The organism is Paraburkholderia solitsugae (assembly GCF_013177695.1).
Taxonomy (GTDB): domain Bacteria; phylum Pseudomonadota; class Gammaproteobacteria; order Burkholderiales; family Burkholderiaceae; genus Paraburkholderia; species Paraburkholderia solitsugae.
The window spans coordinates 35,729-52,802 of sequence record NZ_WOEY01000109.1 but is presented as its reverse complement, the minus strand read 5'-3'; the positions used below and the strand labels follow the sequence as shown (position 1 = coordinate 52,802).

Here is a 17,074-nt window from a genome sequence, read left to right as displayed (position 1 = left end):
CATAACGTGAGTGAAGCGCGATAGGCGATCGGGCGATCGCATCAAACGGATCGCACTTGCTTAGGCGTATGGATGGACTGGCCGCTTTTGAGCGCTGTTGGGACATCCGAAGAAACTAACTGAAGGGCGGGATCGGGTCGCGTGCCGCCGATCGCCGTCAGGCAGTGACCGTTTAGGCTTGTCCAACGCCTGCCCGCACGTGTCGTCGTGCGCTCACGCGGCAGCAGACAAGGGCAGGCGTCGAACAAACCTAAACGGCACGCGACCTTTGCAATCCGGCGCATGCCGCCAGACGTGGCCAGTTTTGGAAACGGCATAATGCCGGGGCACGCACAATCGCGATCTCGCTTGGGCGTGTCCTGCCTGGAGGTGCGTATGCTAGTGATTGCGGAATTCGTCGCTATGCTGACTTGTGCGGTTTTTGCTGGCGCCGCAATCTACATCAGTTTTGTCGAGCATCCAGCCCGGATGCAATGCGACACCAGAACGGCTGCGACGGTTTGGGCGCCAAGCTACGCCCGCGCGACGATGATGCAGGCGCCACTGGCCGTTCTAAGCTGCGGTGCTGGCATTGTGGCGTGGTCGCTAGGCGCAGGCGTAATCTGGCTGATCGGCGCTCTGCTAATAGGCAGTGTCGTACCGTTCACATTGATCGTCATCCGGCCCACCAATGCGCAGCTATTGATGCAAGAGCGCGATCTCACGTCGGCTGAAACGCGGTCGTTACTTGACAAGTGGGGCCGGCTCCACGCAGTTCGCAGCGTGTTGAGCCTTATTGCATCGTTGCTCTTTCTCGCGGCCATCCTTAATTCGTCTAAATGACCGCGCCGGATTGTTGGCAATCCTGGCCAGTGAGAGCGAGTGCCGTGGAACGCTGACGTATGACGATCCGGTTAGTGTATTCCGTCGAGGAGAAATCGTTCGAGGGCTGTCACGAGTGCGAGAGGCGTTTCGTTCATCGGATAGTGCCCTGCATTCTCCAGCACCTCGACGGTGGCGAGCGGATATCGTCGAAGGTACGTCTCGCTCATCAGTTTCATGTTGAATGTCGGATCATGCTCTCCAACAAGGACCTTCACCGGGTGGTGTCCCACAATCTCATCGCTAAAGTCTGTATCGGCCCACGCGCGCAAGTACGCCGCGAACGCCTTCTTTGACGAATGCGCAGCCGAATAGGCCGCTTTCCATTGGACCCACGACGAGGGCAGACGACTGCCCGTGCTGCGATCAATGATTGTCTCGCGATGGTCCCGTTGATCGGCAGCGCCTTTAAACAGTGCGCGCTTTTCCGCATCGAACAGGATGCCGCCGCAGGGTACGGGCGCTACCGGGATCAGTGCGCGCACGCGCTCAGGCGCACATGCCGCGATCTTTTCGATCGCCATTCCTCCCATTGAATGACCGATCAGGCTGAACCTGGGAAATCCGAGTGCGTCAGCCAGTGCAAGCGTATCGGCGGCGATCTCGTCGATCGTGAATTTGCCGTCGGCGTCCTTCATCCCACCGTACCCGCGGTAGTCCATGAAGACGTAGCTGAACTTGTCTTGCGATAGCCATGCTTCGATTGGCTCGAACGATCGCGCGTCACCGAACCAGCCATGCAGCACAAGGACGGGGTGAGGGCCATTCCCCACCCGATGGAACGTATTGGGCATTTCAACTCCGAACCGAAGAAACGATTAGATCGACTAGCTCGTCTTCAATGCATTGAAGTGCGCTACTCGACGGGCATGCGCTACATCGTAAAGGTGACGGAAACGGCCCGCCTTCGGTATCAGGTCAATGGCTGTAGAATTTGGGCCATGCGCAATACTCTGCTCGATCCCTACGAGGACATTCCTCGCAGCGTTGTCGTTACCGTGAACGACTATCCAGCCGGCTCGATTTTCCCTTCGCACTTGCATCGGCGCGGGCAATTTGCCTTTGCCTCTCGCGGCGCAATCAGCCTGTCGACGCCAGAGGGCAACTGGCTCGTGCCACCGCAGCGGGCATGCTGGGTACCAGCGGGTGTCGTGCACGAAATGACGATGAGCGGTGCGGTAACGATGCTGAACACGTTTGTCTCGGAAGAGGCAGCACGAACGGCAGGGCTGGCCGCCCAGTGCGGCGTGTACGGCGTCTCACCGCTACTGAGACAACTGCTCGACGAGGCCGTTGATCTGCCGGCTCTGTACGACGACGAAGGACGCGCCGGTAAGTTGATGGCATTGCTCGTCGCGGAGATAGCGGCCATGCCCCAGCTTTCGTTGAACGCCCCGTTGCCCGCTGACCCGCGTCTTGCGCGAGTGTGTCGACGTATATTCAAGGAGCCGTTGATCACAAGTGGACTGGATACCGTCGCCGCCGAAGCGGGGATGAGTCGGCGGACCTTCACGCGCTTATTTCGCGCGCAGTCCGGCGTAAGTTTCGGAGAATGGCGGCAGCAGGTCTGTCTACTGGCGGCGATCGAGCGCCTGAGCTTGGGGCAGCCAGTGACCCGGGTAGCACTGGACCTCGGCTATGCAAGCCCTAGCGCATTTGCGGCCGCATTCCGTCGTGTGCTGGGCGAAACGCCGAGTCAATACGTGGAAGAAAATTTTTGCCCGGTGGAACAGTAAGTCAAAGATGGTCGGCGATCGGACCGTTTAACCCACACAACATGAACGAGGCGTGAAAGATGAAACTGGCGTTCGCAAGTACCACTCACAACGACGCTGAAACGCTAGTTCAAATGCGCATCGAAGCGATGAGAGAGAGCCTGGAACGTATCGGGCGCTTCGATCCGCAGCGGGCACGCGATCGTTTCCTGTCATCGTTTGATCCAGACTTGTGCAAGTTCATTGTGGTTGACGGCGTAACAGTTGGCTTCGTGCTGACGAGGCCCGCGGACGATCATCTGATGCTTGAGCATTTCTATGTCATACCTGAGCATCAAGGGAAGGGTATAGGCTCGACGGTGCTCGCGGTGAGCCTCTCGGACGCTGACGCGCGATCGATTGCAGTCAGGCTAGGCGCGCTCCGCGATAGTGACTCAAACCGCTTTTATCAACGACATGGGTTTGTGAAACAGGCAGAGGGAGAATGGGATATCTACTACGCGCGCAAACCCCTGTGAGGGTGGGTGAAAATATCTGAAGTGCCTCGGGAGCGGTCTTTTACGACGAAGCGGGCTGAACGGCCGAGTTGGATCGGGTGCCGCCGATCGTCGACAGGCACAGTCCCGCCATGCGATCGTCGGCTTTGATCTCGAGAACGCATTCATCCGCCGGTTCCAGAATCTATTCCCGGTGTTCTCGCGCGCTGCCCTGGCGTTTCGTGCCGACAGCGACCTAGCCCAGCTAGGGGCCATCCGCGCGGGCTTCGGCATTGGCGCGTGCCAATCGGGGTTGGCCGCGCGGGACAAGGCGCTTGTACGCGTGCTACCGGCCAGTTTTTCGTTGGCGATGGACACCTGGGTCGCCATCCACGAGGATCCGCGCGAGAGCGCGCGTTGTGCGGTGACATTCGCGGTGATCGCCGCGGGATTGAAGGCTTACATGCGGCGACCGTAGGTCACTTCCTTGTTTTCTTCGGGATCAGTATTTGCGCCAGTTCCTGCAGGAACCGTACGGGCCCCTCTGCGTGCAGCGCTTGCCCGCTACTGAGTGCGCCGTCGATGACCGTGCCCAACCGTAAAGCAAAAGTCTCCGGCTTTTCGATGCGCAAGGCTCCCGCCAGATCCGCGAGTCGCCGTCGCAGTTCTCGCTTGTGCGCCACCGCGACCTTGCGGGCCGGGTGATTCTCGTCCGCATATTCCGCGGCGATGTTGATCTGCGGGCAGCCGCGATAACCCGGACGCGCAATGCGTTCGCCAATCCATTGAAGTTGTGCGTCCAGTTCCTCACGCGGCGCGCCTTTGTGCTGTGCGGCAACCGCATCCCAATGCCGCCAGAAGTCTTCATCCTCAAGGTGAAGGAAAGCCTCGATCAGGTCATCTTTCGTCCCGAAATGACGATAAAGGCTCGTCTTGGCGACACCCGCCCGTGCCACGATCAGGTCGACGCCGACCGCACGCGTGCCCTCTTGATAGAAAAGTTCGCTGGCGGTCCGCAGAATGCGTTCACGCGTATCAAGTGCGAGTCCGTGCGCTTGTTCTTCCTTCTTCATTCAGGCTCAACCTCAAAAGTCTCTTATGCCGAAACACTGTTGCCAAGCATAGCACTCGACGCTTGACGGCGCTACAGATCTGTATTACAAATACAGACAGGTCTGTAGCGTAGTCAGCCATGTATCGGAGTCAACATGAACGACCGAATGACTGTTGCGGTGTACGGGGCCACAGGCCACACGGGGAGCTTTGTTGTCGCGGAATTGAAGCGGCGTGGCTTCGGCGTTGTCCGGATAGGGCGTGATGCCGCGCGTTTGAGGCAAAGCAGCGCCGGTGACTCGACTCCATGGCGCGTCGCTGGCATCGACGACCCTGAGCAACTCGACGCGGCGCTTCGCGGCACGCACGCCGTCATTAACTGCGCCGGACCTTTTCTCGATACGGCGTTGCCGGTCGTCGATGCTGCGTTGCGCGCCAGGATTCCTTATCTCGACGTCACGGCGGAGCAGCCCGCGCTCCAGGCGCTGATCGAGCAACGTGATACGAGCGCACGCGCTGCGGGGGTGACGCTCATCCCCGCAGCGGCGTTCTATGGCGGACTTGCCGATTTGCTCGTCACGGCAGCCGCAGACGAAGATAAGCTGATCGAAAGGGTTGATATCGCCATTGGCCTCGACAGCTGGCATCCGACGCGTGGAACGCGCCTGACCGGCGAACGCAATCGCGCAATACGGCTCATCCAGGAGGAGGGGCGACTGGTGCCTGTCCCGCAGCCGGCGCCCGAAGGTGTGTGGTCTTTCCAGTTGCCGTTCGGCAACATGGACGTGGTGATGCTCCCCTTTACGGAGGTGCTCACCGTCTCGCGTCATTTGCGCATCGACACGGTCGAGTCCTGGTTCGCGCTTTCGGCCCTGCGCGACATTCGCGATCCCAATACGCCAGCGCCCCAGCCTCACGATGAGCAGGGACGATCGGCCCAACAATTCGTTGTGGACGTCGTCATCGAACAGAGCGGAACGACGCGCCGTGTCACGGCAACGGGACGCGACATCTATGCGGTCAGTGCACCGATCGTCGTGGAGGCGACTGAGCGGTTGCTGAGCGGCAAGGTCGCGCCGGGAGGTGGTGTCGTAAGTCTGGGAGAAATTTTTGATGCGCGGGATTTTCTCGCCGCACTCGATACGGTGACGGTTTCCTATAGTGCAGTGTCCAGCCCGATGTTGACGAGGAGAGGCGAGCATGAGCAGCAATGACAAGGGTGCATATTTCCGATCGCTTCATCGCGCGGGAAATCCGCTGATCCTGTTCAATGTGTGGGACGCCGGAAGCGCCGCCACCGTGGCCAAGGCAGGCGCCGTTGCGCTGGCTACGGGAAGCTGGTCAGTGGCCATGGCCAATGGTTTTTCCGATGGAGAGAAGATGCCGCGGGCGCTCGTCATGGAGGTGCTCGCCAAGATCGTACGTACAACGAATCTTCCGGTTACCGTGGACCTGGAAAGTGGTTATGGAGAAAGACTCGAGGACGTGGCTGAAACGATAACGCTCAGCATCGAAGCAGGGGCAACCGGTTGCAACATCGAGGACAGTTTTCCGGCAACGGGTGCGTTGCGCGCTGTCGAGGACGCGGCCGCTCGTATCGCCGCGGCGCGAAGTGCTGCTGATCGCGCAGGGGGTGAGTATTTCATCAATGCGCGCACCGACGTATTCTTCATGCGCCCACCGGAAGAGCACGATAGTCGCATGGTCGAGGAAGCGCTGGCGCGAGGACGGGCCTATGCAAAAGCGGGGGCCGACGGTCTCTTCGTGCCAGGCCTTCAATCACCAGCGCTCATTCGCGAGTTGACGGCTGCATCACCTCTCCCGGTCAACATCATGCGTCTGGCAGAAACGCCTTCCATCGCGGAACTCGCGGAAAACGGCGTTGCCCGAATCAGCCATGGCCCGTACCCGTACATCCAGGCGATGAAAGCGCTCGCGGCGGCGGCTGAGGGCGTCAGCTAGCGAATTCATCTGCCAGAGCGTCATCCAACAACCTGGCCGAAGATTGGCCATGTAGCGAGGTTGCTTGTACTGACACCCTACGCCTTTGGCAGTGAAGACTTTCCGCCCCGTCGGCGCGGCTTCGGCTCGACACCCACTCGCCAATCGCGCGCGAGCACGAGCGCCGTCATCCTTTGCGCGATGTCTTCAAACGCCGGATCGGCTTGCGGTACATACAGCCATTTTCCAAGCACAGGATGCGGCCGCAAAGCGGGCATTTCCTCGATGAGCGCGGCATGGCGCTCCTGCGATGTGCACACCAGCAAGCCGTTCCACGGCGCGTCGCGATCGGCCGCCACCAGACATAGCAGGCCGTCGACATAGGCGGCATCGCAGCCGAACATCGGCTTGCGAATGTAGGTTGCATCCCGCTCCAATGCTTCGAATATCCAGACGAGCGAGTTGCGGATGGTAGATGGCATCGGCGTGAAGTCCTTGGGGGCTGAAGCGACGATGTGCGTCAAAGGCTTAGTTGATTCGCCTTCGAGCGGAACCTCGCGCGCGATCAGGTCGCTGATGTCGCGGTAACGTAAGCGATAGCCCGATCATTATAGGTTGCGGCGCGCGCGGAGGCGGCCATGTGTGAAGTCGCACATTCACGCCGTACAACCGGTCGTATTTTTCGTGCTACCGCTTGCGCGCACCTTCCCGGGCGCGTGGCCGCGCTGATTCTTGCGTTTCCCGCCACCTTGCGCCTGTCGCTTTCCCGCTATGGCGCAGCAGATGCCGCATTGCCATGGATAGCCTCTTGGCCTCGTCACTAAAATCGTCGACAATCCGGCAACCGTAACAGAGCTTGGCATTGCAAGAGGTTCGTCAAATGGCGCGCCCATGCTTGCCTCGTCGTAGATTGATTCGCAGCAGCCATGTGCCAGATCGGCCCAAGGTATTCGTCCATCGCAGGAGCGAACGAAATGCTTGTCTATATCTTTCGGGGACCCGGTCGTGTGTTCGGCTTTACGGCAGACACCACAGGGGCGAATCTGCCGGCAAGGTTCGCTCCCTGGGTTTCATTCAAGTCAGTGGAACTGGGCCGGGACGAACCGACTCCGGGCGTTGACTCGGGAGAGTGTCTGGACGACATCGAGAAGCGTGGATTCCACATCACCGATGCTCACGTTCGCATTACTGACCAGATAGTTTGATGCCGTCTTGTGAACTGATCACACCCGGCTGACGATTACGCCGACAGTGCAGTCACGGCGACTTCGACATCGCAACCCGGCTTCATCAGCAGGGCCTGTACGCAGGCGCGCGTGGGCGCATGTCCGGCGGGCACCCATGCGTCCCAGACCGCATTGAATTCGGCGAAGTATTTCGGGTCGCTCAGCCAGATGCTGGCCGACACGAGACGCGTACGATCGACCCCTGCCGACGTCACGCGGTTGAATCCGCAATGGATGGCATGGCCGAATCGCTTGCCAGTTTCTCCACGAGCGTATCGCGCATCAACGCGACGGGCCGCACCAGACGACCGGGCAGCACGCCATGCAGGAGCCAGGCGCTCAGTACGTTTTCGAAGTCCGTCACATCGACCTGCTGCAGTGAATCGCGGTATGCGCTGCGCGCCAGCATTTCCGGCACAGCGAGCCCGATGCCCATGCCCCGCGCCACCAGCGAAAGCTGCAACTCCGACCCAAACGCTTCGACCGCGACGTTGAACGGCAAGCCGCCCGCCGACATCGCGCGGCTCAGCGTCGAACGCATCCCGCACCCGTCCTGGTTCAACACCCACGGGTGACGCGAGAGCTCGGCGAGCGTCGTCGGTTCGTCAGTCAAGCCAAACGAACGCGGTGCCACAACGATGACCCGCTTGTCGCCGAGCAACGTCGCCGTCATCGTCTCGGGCAGCGGAATGCCGGTGGGCATCAGCACGACGGCCACGTCCACGGCGCCTTGTTCGACTTTCTGCAACAGGCCCGGCGACCAGCCTGCCGTCACGCGTAGCGTCAGCTTCGGAAAGGTGCTGCGCAAACGGTCGACGGGCCGCTCGAGCGCGAGCTCGGACAGAAACGGCGGGACGCCGATTCTCATCTCGCCCGTCGATTCGCTGTCGGGCGACGCCACGGCCATCAGGTCGTCGACGGCGCGCAATACCGTGCGTGCAAGACCGTACACCTCGTTGCCCGCCGCTGTCGGCTTGAGCGGTTTGCTCTGCCGGTCCAGCAACTCGGTGCCGAGCATCGTCTCCAGGTTTTGCACGCGGCGTGTGAGTCCGGGCTGCGTGAGAAACAGCTTCTCCGCCGCCCGTACCATCGATCCGCTTTCGACTACCGCCACGAAGGCCTGCAGGTCACGCGTATTCATAACAAACTAGCATAAACATTATCGAGATATTTCAATTGTCGCATAACATCGGCCTCCGTACGATAACCCGGAATGAAATCAACCGGAGTGGAACGATGAATCGACCCGCCGATACAACCGCGCGGCCCCTGTCTCCCTTGCCTTCCACGCCCGCACTTTCAGCGGCGCCCGGCGCCGTCCTGACCGCGCCGCTTACGTTGTTCTTCGCTGCGGCTGTCGGTGTGATCGTCGTGAACCTGTCCGCGGCGCAGCCATTGACGGGGCCCGTCAGCCGCGCGCTGAACCTGCCGCCCGAACTTGCCGGACTGATCGCCATGCTGCCGCAGTTGGGCTACGCGGCCGGCCTGCTCCTGCTCGTGCCGCTGTGCGATCTGGTCGAGAACCGGAAGCTCATTTTTCGGACCCTGATGTGCTGTGCCGTGTTTCTCGGCGTTGCGGCGTTCGCGCGGTCGGGCTGGCTGTTTCTCGCCTCGGTGTCGCTCGCGGGCGCGACGTCGAGCGTGATTCAGATGCTCGTGCCGATGGCGGCGTCGATGGCGCCGGAACACCGGCGTGGGCGAGCGGTCGGCAACGTGATGAGCGGGCTGATGATCGGGATTCTGTTGTCGCGCCCGCTCGCGAGCGTGATCGCCGGATCGTTCGGCTGGCGCGCGTTCTTTGGCATCGAGGCGTGCGCCGACGCGCTGCTGGCCGTCGTCCTGTATAGCCAGTTGCCGACCCACCGGCCGCTCGCGACGGCGCGTTATCCGGCGTTGCTGCGCTCCCTTTGGACACTGTTGCGCACGGAACCCGTCCTGCAACGCCGCGCCACGCTGGCAGCGCTCGGGCTTGGCGCGTTCAGTGCGTTCTGGACCGCCATCGCCTTGCTGCTGGCAGAGCCGCCGTTCTCGCTCGGCATGCACGGCATCGCCGCGTTTGCACTGGCTGGCGCGAGCGGGGCGATCGTTACGCCGCTTGCTGGTTATCTCGGCGACCGCGGGGTGCAGCGCACGACACAACTGATCGCGCATCTGTTGATGATTGCGGCCGTGCTCGTCATGGGCGCGGCCGGGGCGGGCTGGGGCGGATTCCCGGTAACGACGCACCCCGGTCTCGCGCTCGCGCTGCTGGTTGCCGGCGCGGCAGCGCTCGACGCGGGCCTGATCACCGATCAAACGCTCGGACGGCGCGCGATCAATCTCATCAACCCGGCGGCGCGCGGCCGATTGAATGCGCTCTTCGTGGGAATTTTCTTTATCGGCGGCGCCATGGGTGCCTTGCTGTCGGGTGCGGCGTGGGCATGGGCCAGATGGAGCGGCGTTTGCTCAGTCACGCTGGCGTTCACGATTGCTGCGCTTCTTTTCGGATTCTTTGACCGTAGTACGCGTTCCGACAGTTCACGTTGAGGCGAGGTTGTGTAGAGGTTGCGTGTTCATTGCAACATGTCTATACATATCGTTCATCTTATTTCAATCCGACTGCAGTGCTTGTGGCAAGCTCATCCCTGGATGGCCTGCCGCACAATTGGGCTAAAAGTCAGCCATCTCCCGCCAATTAGCAAACTATCCACAAGAAATATCGTTTCTGACAAAAACGAAAGCGGAGATCTCGTCTATGCGAACCGGGTAACACCCTATTTGCACAGACTTGTCTATACAAGTAAATTTCTACCCGGCGTGATCAAGTTCGAAATGACCGGGTACCAAAAGCTCCCGCCGCCAAGCGAGCAAACCGCTGCTCGCCTCCGATTCGCCAGATAGATAAAAGGGGCGGCCCGCGCCGTCACACCCGTAACTCCAATAATCCGTTCGCCCGACTCAACGTCGAGCAAGCGACATCTGAAGCGTTCTGGAGAATGTTCCGTGGCAATTCCCACCGAAAACCCCGCAAGCGGAGCGTTGGTCGAATCCCGCTCGATCGACTACATCCCCGATGCAGAAAGGCATGGCAGCCTGTTTAGCCAGTTCACGCTCTGGCTATCGGCCAACTTGCAGATCACGGCCATCGTGACGGGCGCGCTCGCTGTCGTACTTGGCGGGGACGTGTTCTGGTCGCTCGTCGCCTTGGTGATCGGGCAGATCATCGGTGGAACTGTCATGGCGCTGCACGGCGCTCAGGGACCACAACTCGGCCTCCCGCAGATGATCTCGAGCCGGGTGCAGTTCGGCGTGTACGGCGCGATGATCCCCATCGTCCTCGTGTGCCTGATGTATGTCGGCTTTTCGGCAAGCGGTTCGGTGCTGGCCGGCCAGGCGGTCGCCCAGCTTTTTAACGTTGACGACGCGGTCGGCATCGTGATTTTCGCCGCCGTAATCGTGCTCCTGACGATCTTCGGCTACCGCTCGATTCACTTCGTCGGGCGCATTGCCAGCGTGGTGGGTGTCGCGGCCTTTGTCTTCATGTTTGCACAGCTCTTCGCGCATCACGACGTCGGTGCGCTGCTCGCGAACCGGCACTTCACGCTCGCCAGTTTCCTGCTTTCGATGTCGCTGTCCGCCTCGTGGCAGATCGCGTTCGGCCCGTACGTCGCGGACTACTCGCGTTATCTGCCGCGCTCGACCTCGTCCGTTCGTACGTTTCTCGCTGTGGGACTCGGCTCGGTAATCGGCGCACAGGCTGCCATGACCTTCGGTGTATTCGCTGCGGCACTCGCAGGAAGCCAGTTCTCGCACCACGAGGTGTCGTACATCGTCGGGCTGGGCGCGACCGGCGCGGTTGCCGCGCTGCTTTACTTCAGCATCGCCTTCGGCAAAGTCACCGTCACGACGCTCAACGCTTATGGCAGCTTCATGTCGATGGCCACGATTGTCAGCGGCTTTCGCGGTCAGCGCACCATATCAACCCGTCACCGCCTGCTTTACATCCTCGGTATGGTAGGGGTATCGACGTTGGTCGCACTGGCAGGCCGCCATTCGTTCCTGAAGGAATTCTCAGCGTTCATCCTGTTCCTGCTCGCCTTCTTCACGCCGTGGAGCGCGATCAACCTCGTGGACTACTACTGCTTTACGAAATCGCGCTACGATGTCCCGGCGCTCTCGAATCCGGACGGTCGGTACGGCCGCTGGAATGGCATGGCCATCGCGATCTATGTCGCCGGAGTGCTGGTCCAGATGCCCTTCATCTCGACGAGCTTCTATACGGGGCCGCTCGTCGACGCACTCGGCGGAACGGACATCTCGTGGATTCTCGGGCTTGTCGTACCCGCGGTGCTCTATTACGCGTGTGCTCGCAACGCCTCGCGCACTATCCCCGAGCGTCTGATTCTCCCGGTCGAGCAAGGCAAAGCACGTAGTTGAAGTACGCGCAAGCGCTTCCTCTTAAGGTCTTCCGCTGACACGCACGGCCCGTTGCCGTACGTGTCCCCGGCATCCCCACCGTGTACGACCGGCACGGAAGACCGCCACTCCCCGTTTTTTTTAGACTGAACACCGCGGCGCACGCCAGCCACCTCGGCACCGAGTGGCGCATTGATACCTTTCATTTGTTTGAATAGTAATACTAATTATGAGAAAAAACAGCTTAAGCCACGCCTTTTCCTACGTTAGCTCCGGCGTGCAGCTCGCGTGCGCGACCACGATTCTGCTGGTACCTCACTACGCGTTTGCCCAGGATAACGTGACGCTGTACGGTTTGATCGACGAATTCGCCCAATACGTCAACACCGGCAACGGTTATACAGCTGCGCTCGGCTCGAGTGGCCAATGGGGCAGCCGGTTCGGTTTGAAAGGCTCGGAAGATATCGGCGGCGGCCAGAAGGTCATCTTCAACCTTGAAAACGGCTTCAATCCGAACGACGGCACACTTGCCGAGAGTAATTCAATGTTCAACCGGCAAGCGTGGGTGGGCTTGTCGGGTTCGTGGGGGCAGGTGCGAGCGGGACGCCAGAATTCTCCGCTGTTTTACGACCAGAGCGGGCAGGACGCGTTCGGCGGTGTGACTCAGGCATCCGGCATGGATAACCTGACGACGTTTGCCTACCGCACGAGCAACACGGTGTCCTATATGAGTCCGGAAGTCGGCGGATTCCAGGCGGGGGTCTATATCGGACTGGGCGATGCCGGCGGCTTCCAGTCCGCAGGTTCCAGCAAGCAGTTCGACGTGACTTACGAACACGGACCGTTTGCCGCTTTCGTAGCAGGCCAGTGGCTAAAGAACGCGAATGCGACGACGACGGACCACACGATCATGGCGGGCCTGTCGTATGCGATCGGCAAGGCAACCGTCTATGGCGGCTATTCCGCCGTGAAGTGGGATGATATCGACATCGATGCACGGGTATACGGCCTGTCTGCCAAGTACCAGTTCAACGCCACCAATAGTCTCGCGCTTGGCTATGCGATCCTGCGTGACCGCACCTCACAGGACAACAATGCGGATCAGGTCGGCCTGCTGTACGAGTACGACCTGTCAAAACGCACCAACTTCTACGGAGCCCTGTCCTTCCTGCGTAATCGAAACGAGGCGAGTTATACGCTCGCCGGTGCGGCGAACCCCGGCTTGCCCCTCGCTTACCCAGGCGCGGACGCACGCGGTGTACAGGTCGGGATCGTGCACCGGTTCTAATTCCTTTCCGGCATCAGTCTGAGGCGCTGGCACGTGCGCTTTCTTAAGCGGGCGTGCCTGTCGATTCACTTCTGTCCCTCCGTACGACCGCCACCCAGCGCCTCGAGCAATGGCCGCAACGCATCCAGTTCCGCGCCGAAACCACTCCAGTCTCCCGCCTTCAATCGCTCGATCGCACGGTCATAGTGTGCCAGCGCCTCGCGGGCACGCGCGTCCGCCGTGCCCTGAGGCGGCGAGGCGAGCGGGGCGCTTTCCTTGAAGAGCGCCGCGAGCGCCCCGCCCAGCGTTTCTTCCATCACAACCCGGTCCCCATATGCGGCGATGACCCGCTTCAATTCGGGTAACTGACCCGACTCCGCGCGCAAGTAGAGCGGCGAGACGTAGAGAATGGAGTTTTCAATCGGCACGACGAGAAGATGGCCGCGAATGACGCGCGAACCCATCTGGTTCCACAGCGAAATCTGCTGCGAAATCTCGGTGTTCTGCTGAATGCGCGCCTCGATCTGGAACGGCCCATAGACGAGCTTGTCCTTCGGGAACGCGTAGACAATGAGCTTGCCGTAGTTGGGTGGATCGCAACGCGCCGCGAGCCACGCGATCATATTGTCGCGTTGGCTGGGCACCATCGGCAGTATCAGGACGAACTCTTCGCGCGCTTCGTCGGGCAGCCGCATGATCATGTAGTAGGGCGTCATCGGCGTGCCGGGACTGTTCCCACCATCAATGCCGATCAGTTCACGCGGGAATTGCCAGAGATCCTCGCGGTTGTAGAAGACCTCCGCCGCGTCCATGTGGTAAGCCCGATAAAGTTGCGCCTGAATCTGGAACAGGTCTTCGGGGTAGCGGATATGTTGTTGCAGGTCTCTGGGCATCGCCGCGAGAGGCTTGAACAGACCCGGAAAGATGCGCTGGTAAGTCCGTATGATCGGATCATTAGGATCGCTTACATAGAAATCAACCGTGCCGTTATACGCGTCGATCACCACCTTGACTGCGTTGCGGATGTAATTGGCGCCATCGCCGAAACCCGGCTGCGCGTAGGGGAACCAGGGGCTTGTCGTATAGGCGTCCTGCATCCAGAAAAGGCGCCCGTTGCTGGTGACGAGATACGGATCATGGTCGAGGCTGAGGAACGGGGCAATCGTGCGCACCCGGTCCTGAATGTTACGGTGCAGCAGGATGCGGCTAGTGTTCGTGACGTAGTCGGTTAGCAGGATGTTCGGATCGTCGAACTGCCAGGCGAAGAGGCTGCGGCGCGTGGTGCTGCCAATAGCAATGCCATCGGTCCCGCTGTACGTGGTGTAAACGTTGTCCTTGCCCTTGGGGTAGTCGAATTCGGAGACGCTGCCCTTTACGATGACGTAGCCTTCACCCCCTTCACCGAAATACAGACGCGGCTCGCGAATGGCGGGCCCGCCGTGGGCGACGGGTGGAATATCCTGCAGATAGAAGGAGGGCAAACCTTCCGTCGATTTTTCGGTGACTGGCGACATCACGACGCCGTTGCCGTGCGTGAACAGGAGGTGCAGGTTCACCCAGGTCTGGGCGTTCGCGGGAAGCATCGACGGCTCCAGTTCGCGGGCCGACAGCATCACCTGCCGGTAACCGGCGTCGAGCCGGTAGCGGTCGATGTCGACGGAGAGGAATTTGTAGTAAGTCCTGATCTCCTGCAACTGCGCGTAGGTATCCATCAGCGGCTGCACATCCCACAGCCGAATGTTGTCGATGGTCGCGCGATTGGCTTCGAGCGAGGTGAGATTCAATTGCTGCTCGGCTGGAAACGGCTTGACCGCGATCTGGTTGAGGCCGTAGGCCATTCGCGTTAGCGCGATATTGTGCTGGATATAGGGCATCTCCAGTTGCAGCTCGCTCGGCTTGACATAGAGGCGCTGGAACAGCGCTGGGTAGATCAGGGCGAACACGAACGAGGTGCCGAACACCAGCACCAGCGAAGCGGCAGGAACGCGATAGTCCCGCCGGCGCATATTGATCCACGACGCAACGGCTGCGGCGCCGGCAAAGCCGATGAGCACCCATAGGACCGGAAGCTCGACGTGGATGTCGGTATACCCGGCGCCAACCACGACGCCGTTATCGTCGTAGAGCAGCAAAAAGCGGTCGAGTGCGTAGGACCCGGCTTTCAGGACGAAGAACACACCGAGTAGCGCGGAACCATGAGCGGCAGCGGCGGCCGAGAGTCGGCACGGCGGCCGCTCGAATGTGATGTCGCCGCGTACCCCGTAGACCACGGTTGCAACGATCGCACTGCAAAAGAGCAACTGCAGCAGCCAGTTCTTGAACGCAAGATAGGCGGGCAGCGAGAACAGATAGAAGCCGATGTCCTGGCCGAAGACAGGATCGCGTTCGCCGTAGGGCACCTGATGAAGGAAGCGCAGCACCAGGTCCCAGTTGGAGACTTCGCCGGCGGCGATGAGGAGCCCCAGGACAATAGCGCTGCCGGCAATGCTGATGCGCCAGGGAATGCGCGGTGCGAGCTGGTCTGCCAGTTCACTGATGAACTCCGGCGTACCCGACAGACGGGCCGTTTCCACTTGCCAGCTACCGGGACGCCTCGCGTAACGATGCGCAAGGAACCCTGATGCGGCGATGACGCTCGCCGACGCTGCGAACACGGCGGCAAAGAGGAGCGCCTTGGCGGAGACAGTCGTCCAGAAAACGCCGACATAACCGATCGAAGAAAACCACAGCCAGTCGACCACGACGCCGGTGATACGCCCGGCGACGATCAGGCAGCCCACGACGACCGCAACCGCAATTCCGGTGCGTCTGAATGGCACGCGGGAGCCTGGTTGCGAACGCATCGCGCCTCCTTGGCCGGGACGCCACGCGTGGCTGGCTGCGATCGGGCGTGCTTAAACCGCTGATCCGCCGTGAACCGGGGTGACCGGTTTGTCAATGCGCCGGTCGAAGCCGGCGCACAGCCATTACATGATTAGGGCCATAGATGATTGTAGTCCTCCTGGCACGTCTTGCCCCCAATTGCGGCACGAAGCCGGTTGAGTGGAAGATCACCCAGGTCGATGACACGTTCGATGACCCATAGACCGTCTAATGCCGGTGGTTACGTTGTTGACCTCACGTGAGAATCCGATTTGTCGAACGTCAGGGATGCGCGTAGTAGCCAGGCTGGTCGATGTCGGCGAGAATGTCCGGGCCGGTGGGCGTCCAGTCGAGCAGGGCGCGGGTCCGTGCGCTTGAGGTCGGCAGGTCCGCGCCGATGAACATGCCGAACCATCCGAAATGTGCGGCTGCCTCGTCATGGGACTTGGCGACGACGGGGACGCCGAGCCGGCGACCGATCACCTCGGCGATCGCCCTGAACGGCACGCCCTCTTCGGCGACCGCATGATAGGGACCATCGATGGCGCCGCGCTCAAGTGCGAGCCGGAAGACGCGGGCAGCGTCGAAGCGATGCACGCCGGGCCAACGGTTGAGGCCGTCACCCACATAGGCCGACACGCCCTTCTCGCGCGCGATGTTGATGAGTCGGGGGACAAAACCGTGGTCGCCCTCGCCGTGAACGGACGGCGCCAGCCGCACGGCGCTCGCCCGCACGCCGCGGGCCGCGAGGCTCGCCGCCGCCGCCTCCGATGCGCGAGGAAAGTGGCCGGACGGCGCAGGCTGACGATCCTCCTCGGTCGCCATGCGGCCATTGCTCAGGAACGCACAGCCGGATGTGACGAGCAACGGCCGCTCGCTGCCTTCGAGCACGCTGCCGAGCACTTCGATCGCGTGCTTGTCCTCTTCCGAGCTCTGCGCGAAGCGGGAGAAATCGTGATTGAAGGCGGTGTGAATGACCCCGTCAGCGGCCGCCGCGCCCCGGCGCAGGCTGTCGAGGTCGGTAAGCGACCCATGGATCGCCTCGGCGCCGGCCGCGGCGAGCGCGGCCGCTCCTGCTTCCGAGCGGGTGAGGCCGAGGACCTGATGGCCGTTCGCGAGCAGTTCGCGGACGACAGCGGAACCGACGAAGCCGGTGGCTCCCGTAACAAAGACGCGCATGTGATGTTCTCCCAATCAATCAATCGATCGGCGATCGACAAAGCACAATGTACGAGGCAAAATCATCCTGTTAAAGTAGTGACGTTATCCATGTATACG

The 17,074-nt window shown here is 61.0% G+C and carries 14 protein-coding genes and 2 pseudogenes; 9 read left to right on the top strand and 7 right to left on the bottom strand.

Going from position 1 to position 17,074, the window contains the following annotated elements:
- Positions 1-375: 375 nt before the first annotated feature.
- Positions 376-822: a DUF1772 domain-containing protein gene (locus GNZ12_RS27635; protein ID WP_172315353.1), complete on the top strand. Its 447-nt coding sequence runs from the start codon at positions 376-378 to the stop codon at positions 820-822.
- 71 nt (positions 823-893) lie between these two features.
- On the opposite strand, the gene GNZ12_RS27630 is transcribed toward GNZ12_RS27635, so the two are convergent.
- The gene (locus GNZ12_RS27630) at positions 894-1,655 is read right to left on the bottom strand and encodes an alpha/beta fold hydrolase (protein WP_172315352.1); all 762 of its coding nucleotides are present in this window, start codon (positions 1,653-1,655) and stop codon (positions 894-896) included.
- Between the two features lie 147 nt (positions 1,656-1,802).
- Here GNZ12_RS27630 and GNZ12_RS27625 point away from each other — a divergent pair, with 147 nt between their 5' ends.
- From GNZ12_RS27625 to GNZ12_RS44585, 3 genes and pseudogenes are all read left to right on the top strand, one after another.
- Complete coding sequence (locus GNZ12_RS27625; RefSeq protein WP_172315361.1) at positions 1,803-2,597, top strand: AraC family transcriptional regulator; 795 nt, start codon at positions 1,803-1,805, stop codon at positions 2,595-2,597.
- 59 nt (positions 2,598-2,656) lie between these two features.
- On the top strand, positions 2,657-3,094 hold the full coding sequence (locus GNZ12_RS27620; RefSeq protein WP_172315351.1) for a GNAT family N-acetyltransferase: 438 nt from the start codon (positions 2,657-2,659) through the stop codon (positions 3,092-3,094).
- Between the two features lie 103 nt (positions 3,095-3,197).
- A pseudogene (locus GNZ12_RS44585) lies at positions 3,198-3,530 on the top strand (LysR family transcriptional regulator); the annotation flags it as partial.
- A gap of 1 nt (position 3,531) precedes the next feature.
- Here GNZ12_RS44585 and GNZ12_RS27615 read toward each other — a convergent pair.
- Positions 3,532-4,125: a TetR/AcrR family transcriptional regulator gene (locus GNZ12_RS27615; protein ID WP_172315350.1), complete on the bottom strand. Its 594-nt coding sequence runs from the start codon at positions 4,123-4,125 to the stop codon at positions 3,532-3,534.
- Between the two features lie 135 nt (positions 4,126-4,260).
- On the opposite strand from GNZ12_RS27615, the gene GNZ12_RS27610 reads away from it, so the two are divergent.
- Both GNZ12_RS27610 and GNZ12_RS27605 read left to right on the top strand, forming a co-directional pair.
- Entirely contained in the window at positions 4,261-5,319 is a 1,059-nt protein-coding gene (locus GNZ12_RS27610) for a saccharopine dehydrogenase family protein (RefSeq protein WP_172315349.1), read from the top strand.
- The gene (locus GNZ12_RS27605; RefSeq protein WP_172315348.1) at positions 5,306-6,067 is read left to right on the top strand and encodes an isocitrate lyase/PEP mutase family protein; all 762 of its coding nucleotides are present in this window, start codon (positions 5,306-5,308) and stop codon (positions 6,065-6,067) included. The genes GNZ12_RS27610 and GNZ12_RS27605 overlap by 14 nt, the downstream gene beginning before the upstream one ends.
- A 77-nt stretch (positions 6,068-6,144) precedes the next feature.
- On the opposite strand, the gene GNZ12_RS27600 is transcribed toward GNZ12_RS27605, so the two are convergent.
- The 3 genes and pseudogenes from GNZ12_RS27600 to GNZ12_RS27590 all read right to left on the bottom strand — a co-directional run bounded on the left by GNZ12_RS27600 (position 6,145) and on the right by GNZ12_RS27590 (position 8,413).
- Entirely contained in the window at positions 6,145-6,528 is a 384-nt protein-coding gene (locus GNZ12_RS27600) for a hypothetical protein (protein WP_172315347.1), read from the bottom strand.
- A 758-nt stretch (positions 6,529-7,286) separates the two neighbouring features.
- Positions 7,287-7,487 (bottom strand): annotated as a pseudogene (locus GNZ12_RS27595) (Rid family hydrolase); the annotation flags it as partial.
- The gene (locus tag GNZ12_RS27590; RefSeq protein ID WP_172315346.1) at positions 7,484-8,413 is read right to left on the bottom strand and encodes a LysR family transcriptional regulator; all 930 of its coding nucleotides are present in this window, start codon (positions 8,411-8,413) and stop codon (positions 7,484-7,486) included. The gene GNZ12_RS27590 and the pseudogene GNZ12_RS27595, both read right to left, overlap by 4 nt.
- 95 nt (positions 8,414-8,508) lie before the next feature.
- Here GNZ12_RS27590 and GNZ12_RS27585 point away from each other — a divergent pair, with 95 nt between their 5' ends.
- The 3 genes from GNZ12_RS27585 to GNZ12_RS27575 all read left to right on the top strand — a co-directional run bounded on the left by GNZ12_RS27585 (position 8,509) and on the right by GNZ12_RS27575 (position 12,955).
- The gene (locus tag GNZ12_RS27585) at positions 8,509-9,798 is read left to right on the top strand and encodes an MFS transporter (protein ID WP_172315345.1); all 1,290 of its coding nucleotides are present in this window, start codon (positions 8,509-8,511) and stop codon (positions 9,796-9,798) included.
- A gap of 462 nt (positions 9,799-10,260) precedes the next feature.
- Positions 10,261-11,688 carry a purine-cytosine permease family protein gene (locus GNZ12_RS27580; RefSeq protein ID WP_328806079.1) on the top strand — a complete coding sequence of 476 codons (1,428 nt, stop codon included), beginning with the start codon at positions 10,261-10,263 and terminating at the stop codon, positions 11,686-11,688.
- 208 nt (positions 11,689-11,896) lie between these two features.
- Positions 11,897-12,955, top strand: coding sequence for a porin (locus tag GNZ12_RS27575; RefSeq protein ID WP_172315344.1), 1,059 nt, complete (start codon positions 11,897-11,899; stop codon positions 12,953-12,955).
- A 65-nt stretch (positions 12,956-13,020) separates the two neighbouring features.
- On the opposite strand, the gene GNZ12_RS27570 is transcribed toward GNZ12_RS27575, so the two are convergent.
- Complete coding sequence (locus GNZ12_RS27570) at positions 13,021-15,777, bottom strand: UPF0182 family membrane protein (protein ID WP_172315343.1); 2,757 nt, start codon at positions 15,775-15,777, stop codon at positions 13,021-13,023.
- Positions 15,778-16,078: 301 nt separating this feature from the next.
- Positions 16,079-16,975, bottom strand: a complete 897-nt coding sequence (locus GNZ12_RS27565) for an SDR family oxidoreductase (protein ID WP_172315342.1) — start codon at positions 16,973-16,975, stop codon at positions 16,079-16,081.
- Positions 16,976-17,074: the final 99 nt, after the last annotated feature.